We start from the raw sequence: 22,737 nt of genomic DNA on the forward strand, positions 1-22,737 counted from the left end.
GTACGGAATCAATAATCCGCACTACGAAGCTATCTGTGGACGTTCCCGCCGGTCAACACCTGTCCGCGGCCTGAACCCCGGCCGGCCCGGCCGGGCCGCAGACACCGAGGCCCCCGTGACCGGTGCGGGACGCTGTTGGTTAATTCGGGGTCCTGATCACTTCGCCCCGCCGAGTTGCTGCTCGGCGGGGCGAAGCGCTGCGAAGTGGCTGGTGCGGGTGTGGGCTCGGGGTGTGCCGATCAGGTGGGTATCGATGCGGACGAGGTTGATCGCAGCCCCGGTGAGCTGGTGCTGAAGGGTGGTCTTGGCCAGGCCCAGGTAGCGGGATCTGCGCAGGCCGCAGCGGCTGATGCCCTGCGAGATGGTGCCCTCGACGCCGGCGCGGGTGTTGTAGCGGGTCTTCCAGCTGTCGGTGTCCTGCTCGGCGCGGGCCTGGCGGAGAGCTTCGTGTTCCTCTCGGGGCCGCAGGGTCAGGCGCCGGCCGAGGCTGGAGCTGGTGCACTGCTCGCGCACCGTGCAGGGGCGGCACTGGCTGCCGTTGAAGCGGACCCGGATCACCGGGGTGCCCTCGGGCGAACGGTCGGGGTTCCAGCGGCGGGTGGTCTTCGCGCCGGGACAGGTGACCTGCTCGTTCTCCCAGTCGATGGTGAAGTCGTCGGCAGTGAATCCCTTGCCCGCGGCTGCCTGGGGACTGACCACGGCGGCGACCGGTCCGGTGAGCGTGATGCCGTACTGACGGCGGGCGTCGGCCAGGGCGTGGGCGTCGACGTACCCGGCGTCGGCCAGGGCGTGGGCGTCGACGTATCCGGCGTCGGCCAGGGCGTGGGCGTCGACGTATCCGGCGTCGACCAGGTGTTCTGCGGGCAGACGGCCTGCTGCGGCCAGCTGGGCATGCACGTGCTCGGTCATCGACACATCCGGGACCGTCGCCATGGTGGTGGCCACGTTCGTGATCAGGTTCGGGGCGTCCGTGTCGCAGGTTTCGGTGAAGTGGACCTTGTATCCCGCCCAGGCAGTGTCCCGCTTGACGCTGTTGCGCGCCTGAACGTCATAAGGGTTGACCAGGCAGGTCCTGCCCGGCGGCCGGTCTTTTGGGAGGCGGCGCCTCACCTCGTCATCGAATTGGTGGAAGTTCTGCACCCACACCTGCCGCAGGGTCTCCACCTGCGGAAACGTCCGCAATGCCTCCGGTGCCTGCGGGGAGTGGACCGCTTCGAGCAGCCGCATCCCGTCCCGTCCAATCCGCAAGCCCATCTCGTCCCGTTGGGTACGGGCCTTGGGGAAACGGGAGTCCTCGGCCCTGCTCGCGTAGTGCTTGAACCAGTCCGGCTCGGCCACCTGCCCCAGCCAGTCGGGGGCGGCCTGCGCCAGCACGTTCAACGCCGACCGCAGTGTTTCGGCGACCAACTCCAGCCAGCACACATCCCTCGCCGCCGACACCACGTGAGTGGAGTCGGTCCTGGCCCGCCCGGCCGTCTTGAGCAGTCCCTGCGCACCGGCCACGGCCAGGATGCCGTCCAGCACCCGCCGCCCCGCGTCCGCCTCGACCAGACGGTCCCGAAACTCCGACAGCACCGAGAAGTCGAACCCGGGATCATCGAGCCGAAGCCCGAGGGCGTACTTGAAGTCGATCCTCGCCCGCACTGCCTCCGCGGCCTGCCGGTCGGTCAGCCCTTCCACGAACTGCAACACCAGCACCAGCGCCAGCCGCCCCGGCGACCAGGCCGGTTTTCCCCGCGCTGGGAACAGGTCCGCGAACTCCTCGTCCGTGAACAACGGCCCCAGCTCGTCCCGCACCCGGATCGCCAGACTCCCCTTCGGGAACGCCGCCCGCGCCACCCACCCGCACCGTCTCCGCCGGGATCTCCCCCGGTCCCATCGGCTGCATCGACACCCGCACCCACCCCACACGACAACGTCGGCCTTCAAAACCACAACCGGGTCTTGAAGGCCGACGTCACCCAGCCCCCGAATTAACCAACAGCGTCCCGGTGCGGTCACGGGGGCCTGGCCCGGGGCGGCCCCGGCAAGGGGCCCGGCGGATCAGCCCTTGCGGGTCTTGATCTCCTCGGTGAGCTGCGGGACGACCTCGAACAGGTCGCCGACGACGCCGTAGTCGACCAGGTCGAAGATCGGGGCCTCGGGGTCCTTGTTGACCGCGACGATGGTCTTCGACGTCTGCATGCCGGCGCGGTGCTGGATCGCGCCGGAGATGCCGTTGGCGATGTACAGCTGCGGCGACACGGACTTGCCGGTCTGGCCGACCTGGTTGGTGTGCGGGTACCAGCCCGCGTCCACCGCGGCGCGCGAGGCGCCCACGGCCGCGCCGAGGGAGTCGGCGAGGGCCTCGATGATGCCGAAGTTCTCCGCGCCGTTCACACCGCGGCCGCCGGAGACGACGATGGCGGCCTCGGTCAGCTCCGGGCGGCCCGTCGACTCGCGCGGCGTGCGGGCGGTGACCTTGGTGCCGGTGGCCTTCTCGGAGAAGGTGACGTCCAGGGCCTCGACGGTGCCGGCGGCCGGGGCGGCCTCCACGGCGGCGCTGTTGGGCTTGACCGTGATGACCGGGGTGCCCTTGGAGACACGGGACTTGGTGGTGTACGAGGCGGCGAACACCGACTGGGTGGCCACCGGGCCCCCGTCGCCGGCCTCCAGGTCGACGGCGTCGGTGATGATGCCCGAACCGGTGCGCAGCGCCAGGCGGGCGGCGATCTCCTTGCCCTCGGCGGAGGACGGGACCAGCACGGCGGCCGGGGAGACGGCGGCGACGGCGGCCTGGAGCGCGTCGACCTTGGGGACGACCAGGTAGTCGGCGTACTCGGCGGCGTCGTGGGTGAGGACCTTGACCGCGCCGTGCTCGGCGAGGGCGGCGGCGGTGTCGGCGGCGCCGTTGCCCAGCGCGACGGCGACGGGCTCGCCGATGCGGCGGGCCAGGGTCAGCAGCTCGAGGGTGGGCTTGCGGACGGCACCGTCCACGTGGTCGACGTAGACGAGGACTTCAGCCATGGGACTTCTTCTCTCCTGCTTGCGAAGGGTGCGGGACGACGGGGCGGATACGGGCTCAGATGAACTTCTGGCCCGCGAGGAACGCGGCGAGCTGCTTGCCGCCCTCACCCTCGTCCTTGACGATCGTGCCCGCCGTACGCGCCGGACGCTCCGCCGCCGACTCCACCACGGTGTAGGCGCTCTCCAGACCGACCTCGTCGGCCTCGATGTCCAGGTCCGACAGGTCCCAGGACTCCACCGGCTTCTTCTTCGCCGCCATGATGCCCTTGAACGACGGGTAGCGCGCCTCGCCCGACTGGTCCGTCACCGAGACCACGGCGGGCAGCGACGCCTCCAGCCGCTCCGAGGCGGTGTCGCCGTCGCGGCGGCCCTTGACCGTGCCGTCCTCGACGGAGACCTCGGACAGCAGCGTCACCTGCGGCACGCCCAGACGCTCGGCCAGCAGCGCGGGGACGACGCCCATGGTGCCGTCGGTGGAGGCCATGCCGGAGATCACCAGGTCGTAACCGGCCTTCTCGACGGCCTTGGCCAGCACCAGCGAGGTGCCGATCGCGTCGGTGCCGTGCAGGTCGTCGTCCTCGACGTGGATCGCCTTGTCCGCGCCCATCGACAGCGCCTTGCGCAGCGCGTCCTTGGCGTCCTCCGGACCCACCGTCAGCACGGTGACCTCGACGTCGTCGTCGGAGTTCTCGGAGATCTGCAGCGCCTGCTCGACCGCGTACTCGTCCAGTTCGGAGAGCAGACCGTCCACGTCGTCACGGTCGACGGTCAGGTCATCGGCGAAGTGCCGGTCGCCAGTGGCGTCGGGCACGTACTTCACAGTGACAACGATCCTCAAGCTCACGCCGGCTCTCCTACTGCATCGTCATTTCTGGGCTGCCTTCTTGCAGGCAGCATAGGCGCCTGAAGCGGCCGATCCCGTTCGGGGCGACCCCGCGCTCCGACCGAAATATTACTCGCCAGTACACCCAGTTCCTGCCCGCTGAGCAAGCGCTTTGAACTGTGACCTTCGCAACGCAGCGTAACCGGAACTCGACCGTTCCGCAGGGGCCTGCGCAGCGGCCGGCTCCGGGTCAGTCGCGCAGGGCGTTGAAGCGGCCCTGGTGGTAGAGGAGAGGGCGGCCGGGGCCCGTGTGGTCGCCGAGGACCAGCTCCGCGATGACGATGCGGTGGTCGCCCGCCGGGACCCGTGCGACCACCCGGCAGACCAGCCGGGCGAGCACGCCGTCCAGCAGCGGAACGCCCTCGGGGCCGTCGCGCCAGGAGGTGGGTGCCGCGAACCGGTCGGCGCCGCTGCGCGCGAAGGTGGCGGCCAGTTCTTCCTGGTGCTCGCCCAGCAGATGGACGCCGAGGTGGCCGGTCCGGGAGAGCGCGGGCCAGCTGGAGGCGCCGGTCCCGATCCCGAAGGAGAGCAGCGGCGGCTCGGCGGAGACGGACGTCAGGGAGGTCGCGGTGAAGCCGACCGGGCCGTGGTCGCCGCGCGCCGTGATCACCGCGACACCCGCCGCGTGCCGCCGGAAGACGGAGCGCAGCAGGCCGGGAGAGGCCGGTTCGAAGGCGGTGGAGGCGGCGGAGGAGAGGTCGGACGGGGCCGTCATGGAGTTGTCCTTCTGCTGGTGGGACGCGCGGGGACCGTGGCTGCTCAACAGCCCGGACAGCGCGCGCTCGCGGCGCCGGCGGACGGCGTCGCTCCCGGACGTGCCCGCCCGGAGAGAAGGAGTTCCCGAGACATACAGTCAGATTGACGAGAGGTGACGGGCGCAGTCAAGTGGGTCCCGGCACATGGGACATGTCTCACGGTCACAGGCCGCTTCCGCACAGCACCTCCCCCAGGGCCGCGACGACGTCGGCCGTACGGGGCTGCCCGGCGGCGCGGCGCACGACGCGGCCGTCCGCGTCCAGGACGAGCACGGTGGGCGTCCTGCGGACGTCCAGCGCGCGGACGAGTCCGAGGCGGGCCTCGGCGTCGATCTCCACATGGGCGACGCCGGGGACCATGCGCGCCACCTCGCCGAGGACCCTGCGGGTCGCCCGGCAGGGCGCGCAGAAGGCGGTCGAGAACTGCACCAGCGTGGCGCGTTCGCCCAGCGGCTCACCCAACTCGGCCGCGCCCAGCCGTCCGTCCGCCTCGCCTGTGCGCACCCGTGGTCTCCCGTCCCGCGTTCCGGTGATCGCGCCGGGCTGTTCCGTGCCGCCCGCCCGGCTCCTGCCGGGTGCAGCGCGTACGGCCCGCCGAAGATTCCCGTGCGGGGCCCCGGCCGCCGACGGGGCGCCCGGCGGCCGGGCCGACGTGACGAGGATCTCGCCGGGGACGGGCACGCGGGCTGGCTCCCCGGCCGTTCTTGGGGCACGATCTGCGACGAGCCGTAAACCTACGGCTGCGTAACTTCGCCGGGAGTCCCTGGCAGACAGAAGGGTCCGCCCCGCCCATGGCCGAGTTCGTCTACCGTCCCGTGATCGGTTTCGCCCGCACGATGTTCAAGGTGTGGGATCTCAAGATCGACTGCCGGGGCTCGGAGAACATCCCGCGCCAGGGCGGCGCCGTGCTGGTGAGCAATCACATCAGCTATCTGGACTTCATCTTCAACGGACTCGCGGCGCTGCCGCAGAAGCGTCTGGTGCGGTTCATGGCGAAGGAGTCGGTGTTCCGGCACCGGATCTCCGGTCCGCTGATGCGCGGTATGAAGCACATCCCGGTGGACCGCACCCAGGGCGAGGCGGCCTACGAGCACGCCCTCGGCTCGCTGCGCTCCGGTGAGGTGATCGGTGTCTTCCCGGAGGCCACCATCTCGGAGTCCTTCACCCTCAAGAGCTTCAAGTCCGGTGCCGCCCGGCTGGCGCAGGAGGCCGGGGTGCCGCTGATCCCGATGGCCGTCTGGGGCACGCAGCGCCTGTGGACCAAGGGGCACCCGCGCAACTTCCGGCGCAGCCACACCCCGGTCACGGTCCGGGTGGGCGAGGCCGTCGAGGCGCCGCGCGACCAGTACGCGGGAGCGATCACGCGGCGGCTGCGCGAGCGTGTGCAGGAGCTGCTGGAGGCCGCCCAGCGCGCCTACCCGGTCCGCCCGAAGGGCCCGGAGGACACCTGGTGGATGCCCGCGCACCTGGGCGGCACGGCTCCCACGCCGGAGCAGCTGCGCACCGCCGCGGCGCACTGAGGCCGCCCTGCCGCCTGCCCATGCCCGGGTGAACTGCCGTAACCTGAAGGCCGGTTCGTACATCGCAACCGCCATCCGGTCCGGGCGGACGGCCGCGCCGGGACGGATGCCGGGACGGGGGGTTCCATGGCCACGATCGGTCTCATGTTCGGTCTGTTCGCCGCGATCGCCGCGTGGCTGGTCGTGGTGGTCCTGCGCCGCCGCAGCAGCACCACGCACAACGCGGACGGTCTCCTCATCGAACAGGCCAGCCGGATCCAGGCGCAGCGGGACCGCAGCGCGTACTCCACGCTGTCGATGCACAACACCATGCCGACCATGAGCGACCAGTTCCGCCGTCCCTGAGGCTCAGGCCGCGGACTTCGGGCCCCGTACGGTGACGCGGGCACCCGGGCTGGACTTCTCCAGCAGTTCGGCGAGTTCGCCGGCCGCCCGCACCACGTCGGCGACGGGCATCGGCGCCAGGCTCTCCAGCAGGAAGAGGCCCGAGGCGGTGCGGTCGGTGAGCCGGGTGCGCGGGCCCTGGCGCCAGTTCCAGCGGCGGCAGGTGACCCCGGCCCCGTCGCACCACACGACCTCGCCGGGCTCGGGGTGCTCGACGACCTCCTCGCCGCCGGCCACGGTCACGAAGTCCTCCTCGCCGCCGGCGCGCACCAGGCGCATACCGCCCTGGATCAGGTCCAGGTCCTCGCCGCCGACGGGGATCAGGTGGGCGACGCTGATGGCGTTGTAGAGGTCGACGAGGGCGTTGACGCGGGGCAGACCGGCGCCGGAGAGGGCGCGCCTGGCCAGGGCCTCGGCGGAGTTGCGGGTGCGCGACGGCTTGGCACCGAAGGCGGTGTAGGTCTCGCGCCAGGCCGCCATGTGCGGGTCCTCGTGCGGGGCGCGGCCGTCCAGGCGGGCGGCCAGCCGGCGCGCCGCGTCGTCCAGGAGCGCCGAACCGGCCTCGGTGCTGGGGCCGTTCACGAGGCCGTGCGCCTCGACGGCCACATGGGTGAAGCCGGGCGCGAGCGCGCGCACCTCGTCGGACACGGTGAGGGTGAGCGTCATGGTCCGTCCGTCTCGCGGGTCACAGGTGGGTGGGGAGCGCCGCGGCCAGCGCCGACCGGTCGGGGGCGGCCTTCAGGGCGGCGAGCACCGCCGGATGAGGTTCAGCGTACAGTACCGGGTAGTCCATCTCATTCGACTCGGGATCGGGCACGAAGGCCAGGCGTTCGCCTCCGAGGGAGAACTGCGCGTCGACGCCCGGCTTGTTGCCGCGCGGGTCCTGGCGGTGCCAGGCGCCGTTGAACCGTACGGCGACCAGGCCGTGCAGGACGTGACCGCCGCCGCCGTCCCAGGTCAGCCGCTGGTAGCAGAGGGCGGCGGGGATGTCCTCGGCGCGCAGCAGGGCGGCCAGGGCGTGGGCCTTGGCGTGGCAGATGCCGGTGCGCTGCCGCAGGACGTCGGAGGCCCGCCAGGTGACGCGCGGATCCTCAGAGTCCTGCGAGTGCGGAATGGTGTCGCGCACGAACTCGTACGCGGACCGCGCATAGGCATACGAGTCCGCCACCCCCTCGGCCAGCCGGGCCGCGGTCTCGCGTACCACCGGGTGTTCATGGTCGATCGCCTCGTCGGCGGCGAGATAAGCGGACAGGTCGGGGGTGTGCTGGGTCAGCTCCATGCCCGCAGAGCATAGGAATGCGATCACTCGACAGTCAATGACTTTACGAATGATCGCATAACTATGCAGATACTGAGCGGTCCTGACCGCCCCTGTCAGCCGCGCGCCATCTCTTCCTTCAGCGCGGCGAGAAACGCGTCCACGTCGTCCTCCGTGGTGTCGAACGAGCACATCCAGCGCACGACACCCTCGGTCTCGTCCCAGAAATAGAAGCGGAACCTCTTCTGGAGCCGTTCGCTCACGTCGTGGGGCAGCTTGGCGAAGACGCCGTTGGCCTGCACCGGGTAGAGGACCTCCACGCCGTGCACCGCGCGCACGCCCTCCGCGAGCCGCTGGGCCATCTCGTTGGCGTGCCGGGCGTTGCGCAGCCACAGGTCCTTGGCGAGCAGGGCCTCCAGCTGCACCGAGACGAAGCGCATCTTCGAGGCGAGCTGCATGCTCATCTTGCGGATGTGCTTCATCCGGCGCACGGCGTCCTGGTTGAGGACGACGACCGCCTCGCCGAACATGGCGCCGTTCTTCGTCCCGCCCAGCGAGAGGATGTCGACGCCGACCGCGTTGGTGAAGGTCCGCATCGGGACGTCCAGGGAGGCGGCGGCGTTGGCTATCCGGGAGCCGTCCAGGTGCACGGTCATGCCGTGGGCGTGGGCGTGCTCGCAGATCGCGCGGATCTCCCCGGGCGTGTAGAGGGTGCCCAGCTCCGTGCTCTGGGTGATCGAGACGACCTGCGGCATCGCGCGGTGCTCGTCCTCCCAGCCGTACGCCTGCCGGTCGATCAGCTCGGGGGTGAGCTTGCCGTCGGGGGTGGGCACGGTGAGCAGCTTGAGGCCGCCCATGCGCTCGGGGGCGCCGCCCTCGTCGACGTGGATGTGCGCGCTGTCCGCGCAGATCACCGCGCCCCAGCGGTCGGTGACCGCCTGGAGCGCGACGACGTTGGCGCCGGTCCCGTTGAAGACGGGGAACGCCTCGGCGCCGGCGCCGAAGTGGCCGCGCACGACGCGCTGGAGGTTCCCGGTGTAGTCGTCCTCGCCGTACGCGACCTGGTGGCCGCCGTTGGCCAGGGCCAGGGCGGCGAGCACCTCCGGGTGCACCCCGGCGTAGTTGTCGCTGGCGAAGCCGCGGACCTCCGGGTCGTGGTGGCGGCGCGCGTCGGTCTTGGCAGGGTTCACGGCTGCTCGGTCAGCCACAGACGTTTTCCGTTCACTTCCGCGGCGGACTTGCTCCAGACGTCGGTGATGGCCTCGGCCAGGTCCTTGACGTCCGTGAAGCCCGCGAACTTCGCGTTGGGCCGCTCGGCGCGCATCGCGTCGTGCACCAACGCCTTCACCACCAGGATCGCAGCCGCCGACGTGGGCCCTTCGGCGCCCTCCGCCTTCCCGGCCTTGCGGAAGTAGTCGGCCATGGCCAGCGTCCACGCCTCGGCGGCGGCCTTGGCGGCGGAGTACGCGGCGTTGCCCGCCGTGGGCTTGCTGGCACCCGCGGCGCTGATCAGCAGGTACCGGCCGCGGTCGCTGCGCTGGAGCGCCTCGTGGAAGGCCAGGGAGGTGTGCTGCACCGTCTTGACGAGCAGCAGCTCCAGGAAGTCCCAGTCGTCCAGGCTGGTCTTGGTGAAGGTCTCGCTGCCGCGCCAGCCGCCGACGAGATGGACCAGGCCGTCGACGCGGCCGAAGTCCTTCTCGACGTGCGCGGCCCACTCCCGGGTGGACTGGAGGTCGAGCAGGTCGACCGTGTCGCCGGTGACGCTGGCCCCGCCGGAGGCGTAGCGCGCGGCGTCCACGGCCTCGGAGAGCCGCTCGGGGTCGTTGTCCGCCCCGACGACGGTGGCGCCCGCCTCGGCGAGCCTGAGCAGCGTCGCCCGGCCGGCGGGTCCGCCCGCGCCGGCCACCGCGATCACCGCACCGCTGAGAGCCCCGTTGCCCGCCATCTTCTTCGCCTCCGTAGCAGCAGTGTTCTGGACGCGGTCGCTCACGCGGCGACCTGCTCGGTGCCGTCCGCCGTGATCCCCTTGGTGGAGGCGATCACGTTCTTCAGCTTCTTGGACAGTGCCTCGTAGAACATGCTGAGCGGAAACTCGTCCGGAAGCACGTCATCGACGAGCTTGCGCGGCGGCAGGCTCAGGTCGAGGGCGTCGGGGCCCTTGGCCCACTTGGAGCCGGGGTGCGGGGCGAGGTAGCGGGAGACCAGCTCGTACCCGGCGAACCAGTGCACCAGCTTCGGGCGGTCTATGCCGTCGCGGTAGAGCGTCTCGATCTCGGCGCACAGCTGGTTGGTGACCTGCGGGGCGCGCTCCCAGTCGATGGCGAGCTTGTTGTCGGTCCAGCGGACCACGTCGTGCCGGTGCAGGTAGGCGAAGAGCAGCTGGCCGCCGAGGCCGTCGTAGTTGCGGACGCGCTCGCCGGTGACCGGGAAGCGGAACATCCGGTCGAAGAGCACCGCGTACTGCACGTCGCGGGCCTGGCCGACGCCGTCCTGCTCCAGTTTCACGGCCTCCTTGAAGGCGGTGAGGTCGCAGCGCAGCTCCTCCAGGCCGTACATCCAGAACGGCTGGCGCTGCTTGATCATGAACGGGTCGAAGGGCAGGTCGCCGTGGCTGTGGGTGCGGTCGTGGACCATGTCCCACAGGACGAACGCCTCCTCGCAGCGCTTCTGGTCGTGGACCATGGCGGCGATGTCCTCGGGCAGCCTCAGGCCCAGCAGGTCCACGGCGGCGGCGGTCACGCGGCGGAAGCGGGCGGCCTCCCGGTCGCAGAAGATGCCACCCCAGGAGAATCGTTCCGGCGCCTCGCGCACGGCGATCGTCTCGGGGAAGAGCACGGCGGAGTTGGTGTCGTAACCCGCCGTGAAGTCCTCGAACGTGATGCCGCAGAAGAGCGGGTTGTCGTACCGGGTGCGCTCCAGCTCGGCCAGCCAGTCCGGCCAGACCATCCGCAGCACGACCGCCTCCAGATTGCGGTCCGGGTTGCCGTTCTGCGTGTACATCGCGAAGACGACCAGGTGCTGGAGTCCGTCCACGCGGTGCGCGGCCGGCTGGAAGGCCAGCAGGGAGTCGAGGAAGTCGGGCACCTCGAAGCCGCCGTCGGCCCAGCGGCGCAGATCGGCGACGAGCGCCCGGTGGTAGTCGGCGTCGTGCGGCAGCAGGGCGGACAGCTCCGTCACGGCGTCGCACACACGCGCCACGGCCGCCTCGGCGTCCTCGCGCGCGGGCGCTCCCTCGGCCTCGAAGTCGATCGATCCGTCCTTCGACTGCCATGGCCGGATCTGCTCCACGGCATCCTTGAGCACGGGCCACGCCGGGTGCTCGATCACCCTGCTCGCCGGAGGAACCTGCCCCTCCGGACCCACCTGCACAAGAATTTCCGTCATGACCCACCCTCCACGGGAGAAGCTCGCGTAAGAAGACCGTATACATATGAGCTTTCTTCCAGCAAGGGCAGCCTCCGAAAATTATCCTGCGGGCGCGCATTCTCACCGACTATTTTCCTGCCCGGCACTCGTATGGCGGCTACTTCCCGTAGGTCGATCGAGTGATGCCACCCCCGGTCGGCGGTACGGCGGTTTCCCGCCACGCACGGGCGGCGGTGCCGCCGAGGGCTCTCCCCGGTCAACGCGACCGGGACTCGCCCACGCCCGGGTGACCGCGCCAGGGGGCACGGCCCCGGCGCCGCCCGGCCGTCACCCCACTGCTCCGTGTACGCAGGGGTTCAACCCGACTCCGGACCGTTAGGCTGCGGCACTGCCGCGTGGACGACGAGGTCCCTGAGGTCCGCGGGCGAGCCGAGCCGCCGTCGACGGAAGCGAGTTGAACCTTGAACTTCCTTACCATCGGTCACCGCGGGATCATGGGTGTGGAGCCCGAGAACACCCTCCGTTCGTTCGTCGCCGCCCAGCAGGCCGGCCTCGACGCCATCGAACTCGATCTGCACCTGAGCAAGGACGGCGCCCTCGTCGTCATGCACGACGCCGACGTGGACCGCACGACGGACGGCAGCGGCCCGATCGCCGACAAGACCCTGGCCGAGCTGCGCGCGCTGGACGCGGGCCGCGGCGAGCGGATCCCGCTGTTCGAGGAGGTGCTCGACGCCGTACGGGCGCCGTTGCAGGCCGAGATCAAGGACGTGGCGGCGGCGAAGGCGCTCGCGGAGGTGATGCGCCGCCGCGACCTGGTCGCCCGGGTCGAGGTGCTGTCCTTCCACGACGAGGCCCTCCGCGAGATCACCCGGCTGGTCCCCGGCGTCCGCACCGCCCTGGTCGCCGACCACTACGGCACCGAGGTCGTCGAACGCGCGGTCGGGGCCGGCGCGGGCACCCTCGTGCTGAACATCCGCAGGCTCACCCTGGAGGTCGTCGAGCACGCCCGCGCGGCCGGCCTGCGGATCATCGGCTGGGTGGTGAACACCACCGACCACCTCCGCCTGGTCCGCGCCCTGGAGCTGGACGGCGCGACCACCGACTTCCCGGAGATCAAGCGCACCGGCCGCTTCACCGCGTAGCGCGCCCGCTACCCGAGCGGCTTGACCAGCAGCTCGAAGCGGAGGTCGGCGCGCTGCGGCACCCCGAAGCGCTCGTCGCCGTACGGGAAGGGGCTCATCCGTCCCGTACGGCGGTAGCCGCGCCGTTCGTACCAGGCGATCAGGTCCTCGCGCACCGAGATCACCGTCATGTGCATCTCCGTGACGCCCCACGCCTCGCGGACCTGCCGTTCCGCCTCCGCGATGATCAGCTTGCCGAGGCCCGCGCCCTGGAGGGCCGGACTGACCGCGAACATGCCGAAGTAGGCGTGGTCGCCGCGGTGCTCCAGCTGGCAGCAGGCGACCACGCGGCCGTCCCGCTCCACCGTCAGCAGCCTGCTGTCGGGCGACTCGATCACATCCAGCACGCCCCGGGGGTCGGTGCGCTGCCCGTGCAGGATGTCGGCCTCGGTGGTCCACCCGGCCCGGCTCGCATCTCCCCGGTACGCCGACTCGATCAGTGCCACCAGGGCCTCGACATCTGCGTCGGTGGCGTCGCGGAAGACCGGTGCGGTGGCGGCGGTGTCCATGGAGGGGCCTCTCGGGATCTCTGGCGCGGTGGGGCAGCACCGAGGGTATCTCTGTGGCTAGGGTGCGCCGCATGGTGCATGTACTCAGCAGCCGGGTACTGATCCGGCCCACGGACCCCGAGCGTTCCCGCGTCTTCTACGGCGAGCGGCTGGGCCTCGCCGTCCACCGTGAGTTCGGTACCGGCCCCGAGCGCGGCACCGTGTACTTCCTCGGGGGCGGCTTCCTGGAGCTGTCGGGGCGCTCCGAAGTGCCGCCGTCCACCGCCGTGCGGCTGTGGCTCCAGGTCGAGGACCTGGACGCCGCCCACGCCGAGCTGCGGGCGGCAGGGGTGGAGATCGTCCGTCCGCCGGTGCGCGAGCCGTGGGGGCTGATCGAGATGTGGATCGCCGATCCGGACGGCGTGCCCGTCGTGCTCGTCGAGGTCCCCGCCGAGCACCCGCTGCGCTACCGGCCGGGCATCTGAGCCGGACGCCCGCCCCGGCGCCCGGCGGCGCCCCAGGCCGTCCCCGGCCGTACGGCTCCCGCTGGCCACCGTCGGTGACCGGGGATAGCGTTCTGGTGGTGGGGGCGAGCCTTCCCGGAGGAGTGCCATGGAGTTCGACAAGCCGGTGATCGGCGGCCCCTGCTGGGCGGAGCTGGGGACCAGCGATCTGGAGGCGGCCAAGCGGTTCTACGGCGAGGTGTTCGGCTGGCACTGCGCCGCGCCGGACCCCCGGCCCGAGCTGCGGGGCTACACCGTCGCGCGCCTGGGGGGCGCGGCGGTGGCCGGGATCGGCCCGCTGTACCGGCCCACCCAGCCGGTCGCCTGGAACGTCTCGTTCGCCGTCGCCGACGACGACGCGGCAACGAACCGGGTGGTGGACGCCGGGGGCACGGTGATCCGCGGCCCGATGGACATCTTCGACGAGGGCCGCCGCACGGTGGCCCTCGACCCGTCCGGCGCCGCCTTCCAGCTCTGGCAGGCCAAGGAGTTCGCCGGTGCCGCGGTGTTCAACCGGCCCGGCGCGCTGGGCTGGGTCGAGCTGGCGACCCGGGACGTCAAGCGGGCCCGGGACTTCTACACCGGTGTGTTCGGCTGGAGCGTCAACGCCTCGGAGTGGTACACGCAGTGGGGCATGCACGGCATGGACTTCGGCGGGGTGACCGCGCTGCACGAGCGCTTCCCCTCCGATGTGCCGCCGCAGTGGCTGCCCTACTTCGCCGCCGAGGACGTCGACGCCACCGCCGAGGTCGCGGCCCGCGCGGGGGCCCGCCTCCTCCAGGAGCCGGTCTCGGTCCCGCACGGGCCCCGCATGGCCGTCCTGTGCGACCCGCAGGGCGCGGCCCTCGGCGTCTACCAGACGGAGGACGGGACCGACGAGGAGACCGGGACCGGGACCGCCGCCGGGGGCTGAGGCGGCGGCAGGCCGCGCACGGCCGGGGCGGTCGCGGGGGCAGCCGGGCGACCGGGGCTGCCGGGTGCGGTGGCGGGGGCCGGTGCGGCGGTGTGCGGCGGGCTCAGAAGCGGGCGGCGCCGGGGCGGCCCTCCAGGCGGGTGAGGAGTTCGCACAGCAGTGCGGCCAGATCGCCGCGGCCTGCGGTGTCCAGCCCGGCGAGCACGGTCCTCTCGTAGGCGAGCTGGTCCGGCAGCAGGCCGTCCACGAGGTCCCGGCCGGCCTCGGTGAGGCGCAGATGGGCGACGCGGCGGTCACGGGTGTCGCCGCGCCGCTCGACCAGGCCGCGTTCGGTGAGCTGTTTGAGCCGCTTGGTCACGGCCGCCCCCGAGGAGAAGGTCTCGCGGGCCAGCTCGCTCGGGGTCAGTTCGTGGCCGGTCCGGCGCAGGGCGCCCAGCAGGTCGAACTCGGGCCGGCTCAGCCCCGCCCGGCGCAGCGGGGCGTCCTCCGCCTGCTGGAGGAGCGCGGAGCAGCGGTTGATACGGCCGATGATCTCCATCGGGGCCGTGTCCAGCTCGGGGTGGACGGCCCGCCACTGCCGGACGACACCGGCCACGGTGTCGTCCGGGGCGGGTCCGGCAGCGGCGGCTGCCGCGTCCGCCGCGTCCGCCGCGTCCGCCTCTGGATCATCGGCCGCCGCTGGAGCACCGGCCGGCTCGGCGGACGGCTCCGGGGGCTCCTGCGGCGCCGGGTACAGCTCCGGCGCCGGTGGATCTGCCCGCCCGATGGAGCCCGTCCGTCCGGTGGAGTCCGGGTACTCCCGGCCGTGGGGCGTGTCCCCGGTCCCCGCCGCCGTGGGTACCGGTCGTCCGTTGCTCGCCGTCATGGCCGTGCGTCCTCCGTCGTCCTGCCCGTGCTCGTCACCGGGGCATGCAGCCCCAGGCGTCGTACCGTCGCGGCGAGCGTACGGTGTGCGGACTGCTCGGTGAGCACGACCCGCTCCTGGGGCAGCGCGCGCTGCCACCACTCCCCGGCGGCGGCGTCGGCGGTGGCGCGCAGTTCGACCAGCGCGGCGGCCAGGGACCGGCGGGCGGACTCCAGGGCCGTCCGGTCGGGCCGCGGTTCGGCGAGCAGGCGCGCGGCCCGCTCGCGGGCCCGGTCCACGGCGGTCAGCGCGTCTCCGATCCGGTCCCCCGCCCGGCGGTTGGTGACGGCGACGGCGGCCACGAAGCCGACCAGGGCGCCGACGACGGTGTCCACGGCCCGCTCGGTCATCAGCTCCCCCGCCGGACGCTGTCCGGCGAACTCGGTGACGAGCAGCGCCATGGGGGTCACGCAGATGCTGCCGAGCCAGTAGTTGCGGCCCATCAGCGCCTCGGCGCCGAAGTTGAGGGCCACGCAGACCAGGACGAGGGCCAGGCCGCCCGTGTGCGCGAGCGGGACGAGCGCGGCGAAGACGAGGACGCCGACGAGGTTGCCGACGACCCGCTGCACACCGCGGCTCCAGGTGAGCGTGACGTTGGCCTGGTAGAGGGAGGCGGCGGTGACCAGCGCCCAGTAGGGGCGGCCGATGCCCAGGGCCAGGGAGGCGTATCCGGCGAGCGCGCAGCCGAGCGCGGTCCGCACGGCGATGGGTGCCAGCGGGCCGAGCCGGCTCCACCAGGAGCGGTGGGGGGCGCCGGCCTCGGCGTGGACGCCGAGGAGTTCGTCGGTGGCCGCCGCCGTCTCACCGGCCCGCGGGACCGGACCGCTGCCGCACAGCTCGCGCGCCCAGGTCCGCAGCCGCTCCGGGTCGGCGTCGGCGGGCGCGGCGAGGGCGACCTCGGCCCGGATGACGAGCCGGGCGAGATCGCGCCGGGAGGCGGCCCGCGCCCCGGCGACCGGCAGCGCCTGCCAGGCGGCCTGCACGGCGGCGGCCGCCGCGGCGCGCAGGCGGGCGTGGCCGTCCCCGGTGCCGCGGGTGGCGGCGTACGCGGCGGCGGCGTTCAGCGCCTGCGCGGTGGCCCGGCGCTCCGGGCCGTGCGGGCGCAGCAGGCCGGGCGCCATGCAGACCAGCCAGGCCCAGGCAGCGGCGGCCAGGGCCAGCGCGAGGTGGGCGGGGACCTGGCCGAGCGTCTGCGGGGCGAACAGGGACGCGGAGCTGATGAAGGTCAGGACCACGTTGCCGGGCGGGCCCACCCGGGTCGCGTCGCACAGGGCCTTCTGCGCGGCGGCCATGAGCGCGCCGACCGCGACCAGGACGACGGGGTCGCGGGTGAGCGAGGCGGTGACCAGGGAGAGGGCGAGGCCGCCGACCATGCCGAGCACCACCCAGGCCAGGACCCGGGCGCGGGCGGCGTAGGGGCGGTTGTGGGCGTACAGGGCGCACAGCGATCCGGCCATGGTGTACATGGCCAGGTCGAGCCGGCCGAGGGCGAGCAGCGTGAGGTTCGGCGGCGCGACGGAGACGACCGAGCTGAGTGCGGGCTTGAACCAGATGTCGGACGGACGGCCGAGCCGCAGCACGCCGGTGAGCGGGAGCCGCCGGGCGCTCCGGGCCGGAGCCGGATCCGGGGCTGAGGTGGTGGGGGCGGGCGTGGGGGTGCGGTTCGGCTCGGGGGAAGGGTTCGCACTGCTCATGAGACAACCTTAACAGGTGTTTTACCTGTAAAGCATATGGCGGGAGGACCGGGCGCCCGGCGTGCGCGCTCCCGGGCACGCTCCCCCAGTACCTCCTTGCGCTCGTGTGCGCACCGTGTGCCCCGGGCATCGCTTGACCGAGCGGAAGGCCGCCGAACCGCGGTCCGGACCTTCGAGCGGGAGGTGGGCGGGTGCACGCACCGGCTTCGCCCGGCTGGCTGCTGGTCGCGCTGTGCGCGGCGACCGGCGCCTACTGTCTGCTGCGCATGCGCAGCCCCGACCAGGAGCAGCGCCGCTCGGCGGGCGGTGAGGCGCTGATGGGCTTCGGCATGGCCGCCATGGCCGTGCCCGCCGCGGTGTTCACCCCGCCCGCCTGGGCCTGGCCGGTCTACGCGGCGGTCTTCGGCGTCGCGGCGCTGCGCGCCCTGTGGGCGGCGCGGACCGGTCCGCAGCACCATCTGCACCACCTGGTGGGGACGTCCGCGATGGTCTACATGTCGCTGGCCATGGCCGCCGCCCCCCAGGGGCACCACCACGCCCACGGCGGCTCCGGCGTCCCCCTCCTCACCGGCGCCCTGCTGCTGTACTTCGCCGGATACGTCCTGCTCAGCGGCGCCCGCCTGGTCCCGGCCGTGGCGGGCCCCCAGGGCACGGGCATACGCACGGGCACCGGCGCGGGCACCGGCCACGGCTCCGGGGCGCCCGGTGGCCTGGGGTGGGGCGACCGGCCCGAACTGGCGCGCGTCTGCCGCCTGTCGATGGGGATGGCGATGGTGGCGATGCTGCTGACGATGTGAGACCGGGGCGCGGAGCACCGGCCGTCCCGCTCCGTGGCCTGTGTCACTTTGCCGCGCGAGCCGCCCCCTGAGCGCCCGTCCGCTCAATAGGGTGCTCGCATGATGGTCCCCGCGGTCCTGTTGCTGATCGGCGCGCTGTTCGCCGTCGCCGCGCCCCGGCTCCTCGCCCGAGCCGACTGGCCGGACCGGGAACCGGTGGTCGCGCTGTGGGTCTGGCAGTGCGTGGTGGCCGCCGTCCTGCTGTGCTGCGCGCTGTCGATGACGCTCAGCGCCGCCGCGGCATGGCAGGAGGTGCGCGGGCACGTCTTCGCCACGGCGCCGAGCGCGGTGGTGGAGGCGTACGCGCTGGGCGCGGCCGGTGCCTGGGCGCCGACGACCGCGGTGGCCCTCGCCTGCGGTGGGGTGTGGAGCGCCGCGATGCTGGTCCGCGAGGTCGTACGGTCCCGGACACGGCGCCGTCACCGGCGGGCCGAACTCCTCGTCCGCGCACCGCTGCTGCCCGGCGAGCAGAGCGGAACGGGCCGGCTGGTCGTCCTGGAGGGTGAGCGGCCGGAGGCCTGGTGGCTGCCCGGCGCGTCACCCCGCCTGGTCGTCACGACCGCCGCCCTGCGCCGTCTGAAAGGGCGACAGCTGGACGCCGTACTCGCCCATGAGCAGGGTCATGCGCGGGCCCGTCACGACTGGCTGCTGCACTGCTCGGCGGCGCTGGCGGACGGCTTTCCGCAGGTGCCGGTGTTCGCCGCGTTCCGGGACGAGATGCACCGCCTGGTGGAACTCGCCGCCGACGACATGGCCTCGCGCCGCTTCGGCCGGCTGACCACCGCTCTGGCCCTGGTCGAACTCAACGAGCACCGGGGCGTCTTCGGCCCGTGCCCCGCCCCGCGGGGCCAGGTGCGGCAGCGGGTGCACCGGCTGCTCACTCCCCCGGACCGGCTCACCGCCGCCCACCGGCTGCGCCTGACGGCGGTGGCGGCGCTGGTGCCGGTGGTGCCGGTCCTGGTCACCCTGGTACCGGGGCTGCGGGCGCTGGGCTGAGTCCCGCGCGACCGGGGCCACAGCCCGCGACCGGCCCCGACCGGGCGTGCCGCGCCCGGATATGCGGAGCATCGGGCGGGCGGGGCATCGGGCGGCCCGGTGTTTCACCGGCCGCCGGGCGGCCAGTATCGCGTCATGCGCCCCGCCCCCGTTCCCTCCCCTCCCTCCCGGTCCTCGCGCCCGTCGCGCTGCCCCCCGGTCCGGCGGGCGGCAGCCGCGCGCCTCGCGGCCGTGCTGGGCCTGTGCGCCGCGGTGCCCGCGGCGCTGGTCGCCCTGCGGTGGCGGCCCCTGACCACGTTCGACGGCGCCGTGGCCCGTGCCGCGCACCGCCGGGCGGTCGCCGAGCCGGGGATCACCCGCGCCTGCCGCGTCCTCACCGACTGGGTGTGGGACCCGCTGACCCTGCGCCTGCTGTGCGCGGTGGTCGCGGTGTGGCTCGTACGGCGGGCCGCCGCCTGGCGGACGGCGGCGTGGCTGGTGTGCACCTGCGCGCTGGGCGCCCTGCTGCAACAGGGCCTCAAGGCGGCCCTGGGCCGGGACCGGCCGGTCTGGCCCGATCCGGTGGACTCCGCAGCGTACGCGTCCTTCCCGTCGGGCCACGCGATGACCGCGACCGTGGTCTGCGGGCTGTTCCTCCGGCTGCTTCACCAGTACGGCACCGGGCGCGGGCCGTGGAGCGCCGCCCTGGCCCTGGCCGTGCTCTCGGTGGCGGGTGTCGGCCTGACGCGCGTCTGGCTGGGCGTCCACTGGCCCTCGGACGTCCTCGGCGGCTGGCTGCTCGGCGCCGCCGTGGTCGCGGCGGCCTGTGCCGTCCCCAACGGGTGGCCCGCGCGCGGGAATTGAGCGAAGATCACCCTCATGACCGCTGTACTGTTCGACTTCTCCGGGACCCTCTTCCGCGCCGAGTCCACCGAATCCTGGCTGCGCGCGGTGCTGGCGGAGGCCCGTCAGACCCTCGGCGAGCGGGAGTTGGCCGAGGCCGCCCGTGGCCTGGAGGAGGCGGGCGCGCTGCCGGGCGGCGCGCCGCCCGTCCGGGTCCCGGCGGAACTGGCCGGGCTGTGGGGCGTGAGGGACCGCAGCGCCGACCGGCACCGGGCCGCCTACACCGCCATGTCCCGCCTGGTGGCCCTGCCCGACCCCGCGCTGCACGACGCCCTGTACGAGCGGCACATGACACCGGCCGCCTGGGCTCCGTACCCGGACGCGCGCGAGGTGCTGCGCACCCTGCGCGAGCGCGGCATCGCGGTGGGCGTGGTGAGCAACATCGGCTGGGACCTGCGCCCGGTGTTCCGCGCGCACGGCCTGGACGCCTACGTCGGCACGTACGTCCTGTCGTACGAGCACGGCGTCCAGAAGCCGGATCCGCGGCTGTTCGCCACGGCCTGCGCCGCGCTCGGCGCGCGGCCGCAGGACGTGCTGATGGTGGGCGACAGCCGTGAGGCCGACGGCGGCGCCGCGGCGCTGGGCTGCGCGGTGCACTTCGTGGACCACCTGCCCGTCGCGGAGCGCCCGGACGCGCTGCTCCCGGTGCTCGGCCTGGTGCCCCACCGCGCCCCGGCCGACCCGGCCGCCCCGGCGCACGACCGGACGGGCTGAGCGCGCCGGGCGGCCGGCTCAGGCCGTGCGCGGCAGGCGTGCGGGCCGCGGGCGCTCGGGGACGGCGACCGGGGCCGGGCCGCCGTACAGGGCCGCCCGCAGGGGCGGGGCGAGGACGCGCCGTACGGCGGCGGCGTCCAGGGCGGCGACGGGGCCCAGCGGGTTCAGATAGCGGGTGAAGATCAGGCCGCCGAGCACCGCCACCGCCGCCGTGGCCCGCTCGGTGGCGTACCGGCCGCCGAGGTGCGCGGCGATCCGGCCGAGCACCTCGCGCTCCAGGAACTCCCGGAACACCCGCATGACGTCCTCGTCGCGCATCGCCACCGGTTCCAGGGCCGCGAATCCGGCGGCGCCGCCCTCCTCCGGTTCCTCCCAGAGCGCCGTCACGGCGTCGACGAGCCGTTCCGCCAGGTGCGCCGGATCGCCCTCCAGGGCGCGGGCGACGGCGGTCGAGCGGCCGCAGTCGATATTCATCGCCTCGCCGAACAGACCCTGCTTCGAACCGAAGTGGTAGCCGATGAGCGCGACGTCGACGTCCGCCGCGGCGGCGACGGCGCGCAGCGTCGTGCCCTGGTAGCCGCGGGCGAGGAACAGGGCGCGTGCCTCCTCGGCGATCCGGGTCCTGGTGGCGGGCCGGCCGCGTGGGCGGCCGCGGGTTTTATTCATCAGCGTTGAATATCGGCCCGCCCGGACGGCACTGTCAAGGCGTCCGGGCGCCTTCGAGCGGGGGTCGCCCGGACGGACCCCGCCCAGCGGGACCCGGCACCCGTCACCACCACCCACCGAGGAGAGCCCCATGCGTATCGCCGTCTTCGGAGCCGGCGGCCCCACCGGCCGCGAACTGCTCACCCAGGCCCTCGCCGCCGGGCACGAGGTCACCGCGGTGACCCGCAGGCCGCAGGCCGTCGCCGCCCGCGAGGGGCTGACCGTGACCGCGGCGGACGCCCGGGACGCGGAGGCGGTCGCCGAGGTGGTCGCCGGTCAGGACGCGGTCCTCTCCGCGCTGGGCGTCCCGCCCGGAAAGGGCCCCGTCACCCTCTACTCGACGGCGGCCCGGCACATGACCGCCGCCATGGAACGGCACGGGGCCGGGCGGCTGCTGGTCGTCAGTTCCAGCGTCCTGGATCCCGGCTGGCGGCCGAGCGGGGCGTTCTTCTTCAACAACGTCCTCGATCCGTACGTCAACCGGGTGATCGCCCGCGCCGCGCACGAGGACATGCGGCGGATGGAGGAGGTGGTGCGCGCGAGCCGCACGGACTGGACGATCGTGCGCCCTTCGGGTCTCTTCGACCATCCCGGGCCGACGCCGTACCTGCTCGCCGAGGACAGCGCGGATGGTGTCTTCACGGCCCGCTCCGACCTGGCCGCGAGCATGCTCGCCCAGGTGTCCGACGACCGGTACTCGCGCCGCGCCATGGGGGTGGCGACCACGCGGGTGCGGCCGAACGTGCCCCGCATGATCTGGCGTGAGATCCGGAAGAACGCCGGTGCCGACCGGCCGGAGGAGCGGGCCCTGGAAAGTAGCCCCAGGTAACCAATGGGGCGAAGGTGTGCCCGTCTCGGACGATCCCCCGCGTCGCCCGAGACGGGCGGCAGCCCGACCGCACCCCGTGAAGGGGGCGGCGCGCTGGCGTTGAGTATAGTTGGCTGGCAGCCAGTCAACGCAGGAGTTACAGGATGTCCCCGCGCAGCGCCTCGGTCAATGAAGAGTTGCGACGGCGTTCCCGGGAACGGCTTCTCCAGGCGGCCGTCGAACTGGTGGGCGAGCGTGGCTACGACGCGACGACGCTCGGGGACATCGCCGACCGCGCCGGCTCCGCACGCGGTCTGGTCTCGTACTACTTCCCCGGCAAGCGGCAGCTGGTCCAGTCCGCGGTGCACCGCCTGATGCACCGCACGCTGGAGGAGGCGCTGGAGCGCGAGCCGCGCACCGAGGACGGCGCGGAGCGGATGGCGCGGGCCATCGACGCGATCCTGGGCCTGGCCCGCGACCGGCCCGTCCTCATGCGCCACCACATGGCGGGGATCCTCCAGGCCGAGGGCTTCGTGCAGTGCCCCGAGCAGCAGCGCCTGTCGCACCTGCTGCGGGACACCGTGCTCCGGCACGGCTCGGCGAACGCCGACACCGACTACCCGATGCTGCGCGCACTGCTGATGGGCGCGGTCTACGCGGCACTGGTGCCCGGCGCCCCCATGCCCGTGCCGCTGCTGCGCGCGGAGCTGTTCGAGCGGTACCGGCTCGACCGGGACCTCGGTCTGTCCCCGGACTCCGGTGCGACCGGCGGGCCCTGCGGCACGGACGTCTCCCGCTTCTTCGCCACCGGCCGGCCCCCGGCGGAGCGGCCGGGGCCGTCCCCGGCCGGTCCGGAGCCGTCTCCGGACCGGCCGGAGCCCTTCCCGGACCGCCCGGAGTGACGACGCGCGGACGCCCCGGCTCCGGGCGCCCGGAGC

General features: G+C 73.3%; 24 protein-coding genes and 1 pseudogene. 11 read left to right on the top strand and 14 right to left on the bottom strand.

The features are described 5' to 3' along the window. Window positions 1-156: 156 nt before the first annotated feature. The 5 genes and pseudogenes from R4Z62_RS03630 to R4Z62_RS03650 form a co-directional block, all read right to left on the bottom strand. Window positions 157-1,894, bottom strand: a pseudogene (locus R4Z62_RS03630) (transposase). Window positions 1,895-2,043: 149 nt separating this feature from the next. After that, the gene (locus tag R4Z62_RS03635; protein ID WP_064531369.1) at window positions 2,044-3,006 is read right to left on the bottom strand and encodes an electron transfer flavoprotein subunit alpha/FixB family protein; all 963 of its coding nucleotides are present in this window, start codon (window positions 3,004-3,006) and stop codon (window positions 2,044-2,046) included. 55 nt (window positions 3,007-3,061) lie between these two features. Further along, window positions 3,062-3,850, bottom strand: a complete 789-nt coding sequence (locus R4Z62_RS03640; protein WP_064531370.1) for an electron transfer flavoprotein subunit beta/FixA family protein — start codon at window positions 3,848-3,850, stop codon at window positions 3,062-3,064. A gap of 229 nt (window positions 3,851-4,079) precedes the next feature. Further along, entirely contained in the window at window positions 4,080-4,604 is a 525-nt protein-coding gene (locus tag R4Z62_RS03645) for a flavin reductase family protein (protein ID WP_064537215.1), read from the bottom strand. A 202-nt stretch (window positions 4,605-4,806) separates the two neighbouring features. Continuing rightward, on the bottom strand, window positions 4,807-5,178 hold the full coding sequence (locus R4Z62_RS03650; RefSeq protein ID WP_107440768.1) for a TlpA family protein disulfide reductase: 372 nt from the start codon (window positions 5,176-5,178) through the stop codon (window positions 4,807-4,809). A 257-nt stretch (window positions 5,179-5,435) separates the two neighbouring features. On the opposite strand from R4Z62_RS03650, the gene R4Z62_RS03655 reads away from it, so the two are divergent. Both R4Z62_RS03655 and R4Z62_RS03660 read left to right on the top strand, forming a co-directional pair. Next, complete coding sequence (locus R4Z62_RS03655; RefSeq protein ID WP_491519103.1) at window positions 5,436-6,164, top strand: lysophospholipid acyltransferase family protein; 729 nt, start codon at window positions 5,436-5,438, stop codon at window positions 6,162-6,164. A 126-nt stretch (window positions 6,165-6,290) separates the two neighbouring features. Beyond that, window positions 6,291-6,509, top strand: a complete 219-nt coding sequence (locus tag R4Z62_RS03660) for a hypothetical protein (protein WP_064531373.1) — start codon at window positions 6,291-6,293, stop codon at window positions 6,507-6,509. A gap of 3 nt (window positions 6,510-6,512) precedes the next feature. On the opposite strand, the gene R4Z62_RS03665 is transcribed toward R4Z62_RS03660, so the two are convergent. From R4Z62_RS03665 to R4Z62_RS03685, 5 genes are all read right to left on the bottom strand, one after another. Further along, window positions 6,513-7,214 carry a B3/B4 domain-containing protein gene (locus tag R4Z62_RS03665; RefSeq protein WP_355475795.1) on the bottom strand — a complete coding sequence of 234 codons (702 nt, stop codon included), beginning with the start codon at window positions 7,212-7,214 and terminating at the stop codon, window positions 6,513-6,515. A gap of 19 nt (window positions 7,215-7,233) precedes the next feature. Next, window positions 7,234-7,827, bottom strand: coding sequence for a transglutaminase domain-containing protein (locus R4Z62_RS03670; RefSeq protein ID WP_491519104.1), 594 nt, complete (start codon window positions 7,825-7,827; stop codon window positions 7,234-7,236). A gap of 95 nt (window positions 7,828-7,922) precedes the next feature. Beyond that, window positions 7,923-8,996, bottom strand: a complete 1,074-nt coding sequence (locus R4Z62_RS03675; protein WP_064531376.1) for a threonine aldolase family protein — start codon at window positions 8,994-8,996, stop codon at window positions 7,923-7,925. Beyond that, window positions 8,993-9,751 (bottom strand): SDR family NAD(P)-dependent oxidoreductase, encoded by a 759-nt coding sequence (locus R4Z62_RS03680; protein ID WP_064531377.1) that lies wholly within the window; start codon window positions 9,749-9,751, stop codon window positions 8,993-8,995. Before R4Z62_RS03680 ends, R4Z62_RS03675 begins: the two co-directional genes overlap by 4 nt. Before the next feature lie 41 nt (window positions 9,752-9,792). Next, entirely contained in the window at window positions 9,793-11,190 is a 1,398-nt protein-coding gene (locus tag R4Z62_RS03685; protein ID WP_491519105.1) for a DUF6421 family protein, read from the bottom strand. 443 nt (window positions 11,191-11,633) lie between these two features. Between R4Z62_RS03685 and R4Z62_RS03690 the strand changes: the two genes are divergently transcribed. Next, window positions 11,634-12,317: a glycerophosphodiester phosphodiesterase gene (locus tag R4Z62_RS03690; protein WP_079158824.1), complete on the top strand. Its 684-nt coding sequence runs from the start codon at window positions 11,634-11,636 to the stop codon at window positions 12,315-12,317. A gap of 8 nt (window positions 12,318-12,325) precedes the next feature. On the opposite strand, the gene R4Z62_RS03695 is transcribed toward R4Z62_RS03690, so the two are convergent. Beyond that, window positions 12,326-12,865 (bottom strand): GNAT family N-acetyltransferase, encoded by a 540-nt coding sequence (locus R4Z62_RS03695; RefSeq protein WP_064531380.1) that lies wholly within the window; start codon window positions 12,863-12,865, stop codon window positions 12,326-12,328. Window positions 12,866-12,936: 71 nt separating this feature from the next. On the opposite strand from R4Z62_RS03695, the gene R4Z62_RS03700 reads away from it, so the two are divergent. Together R4Z62_RS03700 and R4Z62_RS03705 are read left to right on the top strand one after the other, a co-directional pair. Further along, entirely contained in the window at window positions 12,937-13,329 is a 393-nt protein-coding gene (locus R4Z62_RS03700) for a VOC family protein (RefSeq protein ID WP_355475802.1), read from the top strand. 127 nt (window positions 13,330-13,456) lie between these two features. Next, complete coding sequence (locus tag R4Z62_RS03705) at window positions 13,457-14,260, top strand: VOC family protein (protein ID WP_382843348.1); 804 nt, start codon at window positions 13,457-13,459, stop codon at window positions 14,258-14,260. 103 nt (window positions 14,261-14,363) lie between these two features. Here R4Z62_RS03705 and R4Z62_RS03710 read toward each other — a convergent pair whose 3' ends face one another. Both R4Z62_RS03710 and R4Z62_RS03715 read right to left on the bottom strand, forming a co-directional pair. Further along, a complete protein-coding gene (locus tag R4Z62_RS03710; RefSeq protein ID WP_234021285.1) occupies window positions 14,364-14,855 on the bottom strand; it encodes a MarR family winged helix-turn-helix transcriptional regulator in 492 nt (163 codons plus the stop codon). A gap of 266 nt (window positions 14,856-15,121) precedes the next feature. Beyond that, window positions 15,122-16,744: an FUSC family protein gene (locus R4Z62_RS03715; protein ID WP_491521835.1), complete on the bottom strand. Its 1,623-nt coding sequence runs from the start codon at window positions 16,742-16,744 to the stop codon at window positions 15,122-15,124. Window positions 16,745-17,049: 305 nt separating this feature from the next. Between R4Z62_RS03715 and R4Z62_RS03720 the strand changes: the two genes are divergently transcribed. From R4Z62_RS03720 to R4Z62_RS03735, 4 genes are all read left to right on the top strand, one after another. After that, the gene (locus R4Z62_RS03720; RefSeq protein WP_491519106.1) at window positions 17,050-17,655 is read left to right on the top strand and encodes a DUF5134 domain-containing protein; all 606 of its coding nucleotides are present in this window, start codon (window positions 17,050-17,052) and stop codon (window positions 17,653-17,655) included. A 99-nt stretch (window positions 17,656-17,754) separates the two neighbouring features. Continuing rightward, window positions 17,755-18,690, top strand: coding sequence for a M56 family metallopeptidase (locus R4Z62_RS03725; protein ID WP_491519107.1), 936 nt, complete (start codon window positions 17,755-17,757; stop codon window positions 18,688-18,690). A 135-nt stretch (window positions 18,691-18,825) separates the two neighbouring features. After that, window positions 18,826-19,533 carry a phosphatase PAP2 family protein gene (locus tag R4Z62_RS03730; protein WP_491519108.1) on the top strand — a complete coding sequence of 236 codons (708 nt, stop codon included), beginning with the start codon at window positions 18,826-18,828 and terminating at the stop codon, window positions 19,531-19,533. Window positions 19,534-19,548: 15 nt separating this feature from the next. Next, the gene (locus tag R4Z62_RS03735) at window positions 19,549-20,286 is read left to right on the top strand and encodes an HAD family hydrolase (protein WP_064531387.1); all 738 of its coding nucleotides are present in this window, start codon (window positions 19,549-19,551) and stop codon (window positions 20,284-20,286) included. Window positions 20,287-20,304: 18 nt separating this feature from the next. Here the strand turns inward: R4Z62_RS03735 and R4Z62_RS03740 are convergent, their stop codons facing one another. Then, complete coding sequence (locus R4Z62_RS03740) at window positions 20,305-20,952, bottom strand: TetR/AcrR family transcriptional regulator (protein WP_491519109.1); 648 nt, start codon at window positions 20,950-20,952, stop codon at window positions 20,305-20,307. Between the two features lie 130 nt (window positions 20,953-21,082). Between R4Z62_RS03740 and R4Z62_RS03745 the strand changes: the two genes are divergently transcribed. Next, window positions 21,083-21,820: an NAD(P)-dependent oxidoreductase gene (locus R4Z62_RS03745; protein ID WP_491519110.1), complete on the top strand. Its 738-nt coding sequence runs from the start codon at window positions 21,083-21,085 to the stop codon at window positions 21,818-21,820. Window positions 21,821-21,963: 143 nt separating this feature from the next. Then, window positions 21,964-22,701 carry a TetR/AcrR family transcriptional regulator gene (locus tag R4Z62_RS03750; protein ID WP_491519111.1) on the top strand — a complete coding sequence of 246 codons (738 nt, stop codon included), beginning with the start codon at window positions 21,964-21,966 and terminating at the stop codon, window positions 22,699-22,701. The last annotated feature ends 36 nt before the right edge of the window (window positions 22,702-22,737 follow it).

It is taken from the genome of Streptomyces sp. PL-25, from assembly GCF_058344915.1.

What these genes read in the sequence shown, in the direction of transcription:
- R4Z62_RS03635 (WP_064531369.1), bottom strand. Translation starts at nt 3,006, where the DNA reads ATGGCTGAAGTCCTCGTCTACGTCGACCACGTGGACGGTGCCGTCCGC.
- R4Z62_RS03645 (WP_064537215.1), bottom strand. Translation starts at nt 4,604, where the DNA reads ATGACGGCCCCGTCCGACCTCTCCTCCGCCGCCTCCACCGCCTTCGAA.
- R4Z62_RS03655 (WP_491519103.1), top strand. Translation starts at nt 5,436, where the DNA reads ATGGCCGAGTTCGTCTACCGTCCCGTGATCGGTTTCGCCCGCACGATG.
- R4Z62_RS03660 (WP_064531373.1), top strand. Translation starts at nt 6,291, where the DNA reads ATGGCCACGATCGGTCTCATGTTCGGTCTGTTCGCCGCGATCGCCGCG.
- R4Z62_RS03665 (WP_355475795.1), bottom strand. Translation starts at nt 7,214, where the DNA reads ATGACGCTCACCCTCACCGTGTCCGACGAGGTGCGCGCGCTCGCGCCC.
- R4Z62_RS03670 (WP_491519104.1), bottom strand. Translation starts at nt 7,827, where the DNA reads ATGGAGCTGACCCAGCACACCCCCGACCTGTCCGCTTATCTCGCCGCC.
- R4Z62_RS03680 (WP_064531377.1), bottom strand. Translation starts at nt 9,751, where the DNA reads ATGGCGGGCAACGGGGCTCTCAGCGGTGCGGTGATCGCGGTGGCCGGC.
- R4Z62_RS03685 (WP_491519105.1), bottom strand. Translation starts at nt 11,190, where the DNA reads ATGACGGAAATTCTTGTGCAGGTGGGTCCGGAGGGGCAGGTTCCTCCG.
- R4Z62_RS03695 (WP_064531380.1), bottom strand. Translation starts at nt 12,865, where the DNA reads ATGGACACCGCCGCCACCGCACCGGTCTTCCGCGACGCCACCGACGCA.
- R4Z62_RS03700 (WP_355475802.1), top strand. Translation starts at nt 12,937, where the DNA reads ATGGTGCATGTACTCAGCAGCCGGGTACTGATCCGGCCCACGGACCCC.
- R4Z62_RS03705 (WP_382843348.1), top strand. Translation starts at nt 13,457, where the DNA reads ATGGAGTTCGACAAGCCGGTGATCGGCGGCCCCTGCTGGGCGGAGCTG.
- R4Z62_RS03725 (WP_491519107.1), top strand. Translation starts at nt 17,755, where the DNA reads ATGATGGTCCCCGCGGTCCTGTTGCTGATCGGCGCGCTGTTCGCCGTC.
- R4Z62_RS03730 (WP_491519108.1), top strand. Translation starts at nt 18,826, where the DNA reads ATGCGCCCCGCCCCCGTTCCCTCCCCTCCCTCCCGGTCCTCGCGCCCG.
- R4Z62_RS03735 (WP_064531387.1), top strand. Translation starts at nt 19,549, where the DNA reads ATGACCGCTGTACTGTTCGACTTCTCCGGGACCCTCTTCCGCGCCGAG.
- R4Z62_RS03740 (WP_491519109.1), bottom strand. Translation starts at nt 20,952, where the DNA reads ATGAATAAAACCCGCGGCCGCCCACGCGGCCGGCCCGCCACCAGGACC.
- R4Z62_RS03745 (WP_491519110.1), top strand. Translation starts at nt 21,083, where the DNA reads ATGCGTATCGCCGTCTTCGGAGCCGGCGGCCCCACCGGCCGCGAACTG.
- R4Z62_RS03750 (WP_491519111.1), top strand. Translation starts at nt 21,964, where the DNA reads ATGTCCCCGCGCAGCGCCTCGGTCAATGAAGAGTTGCGACGGCGTTCC.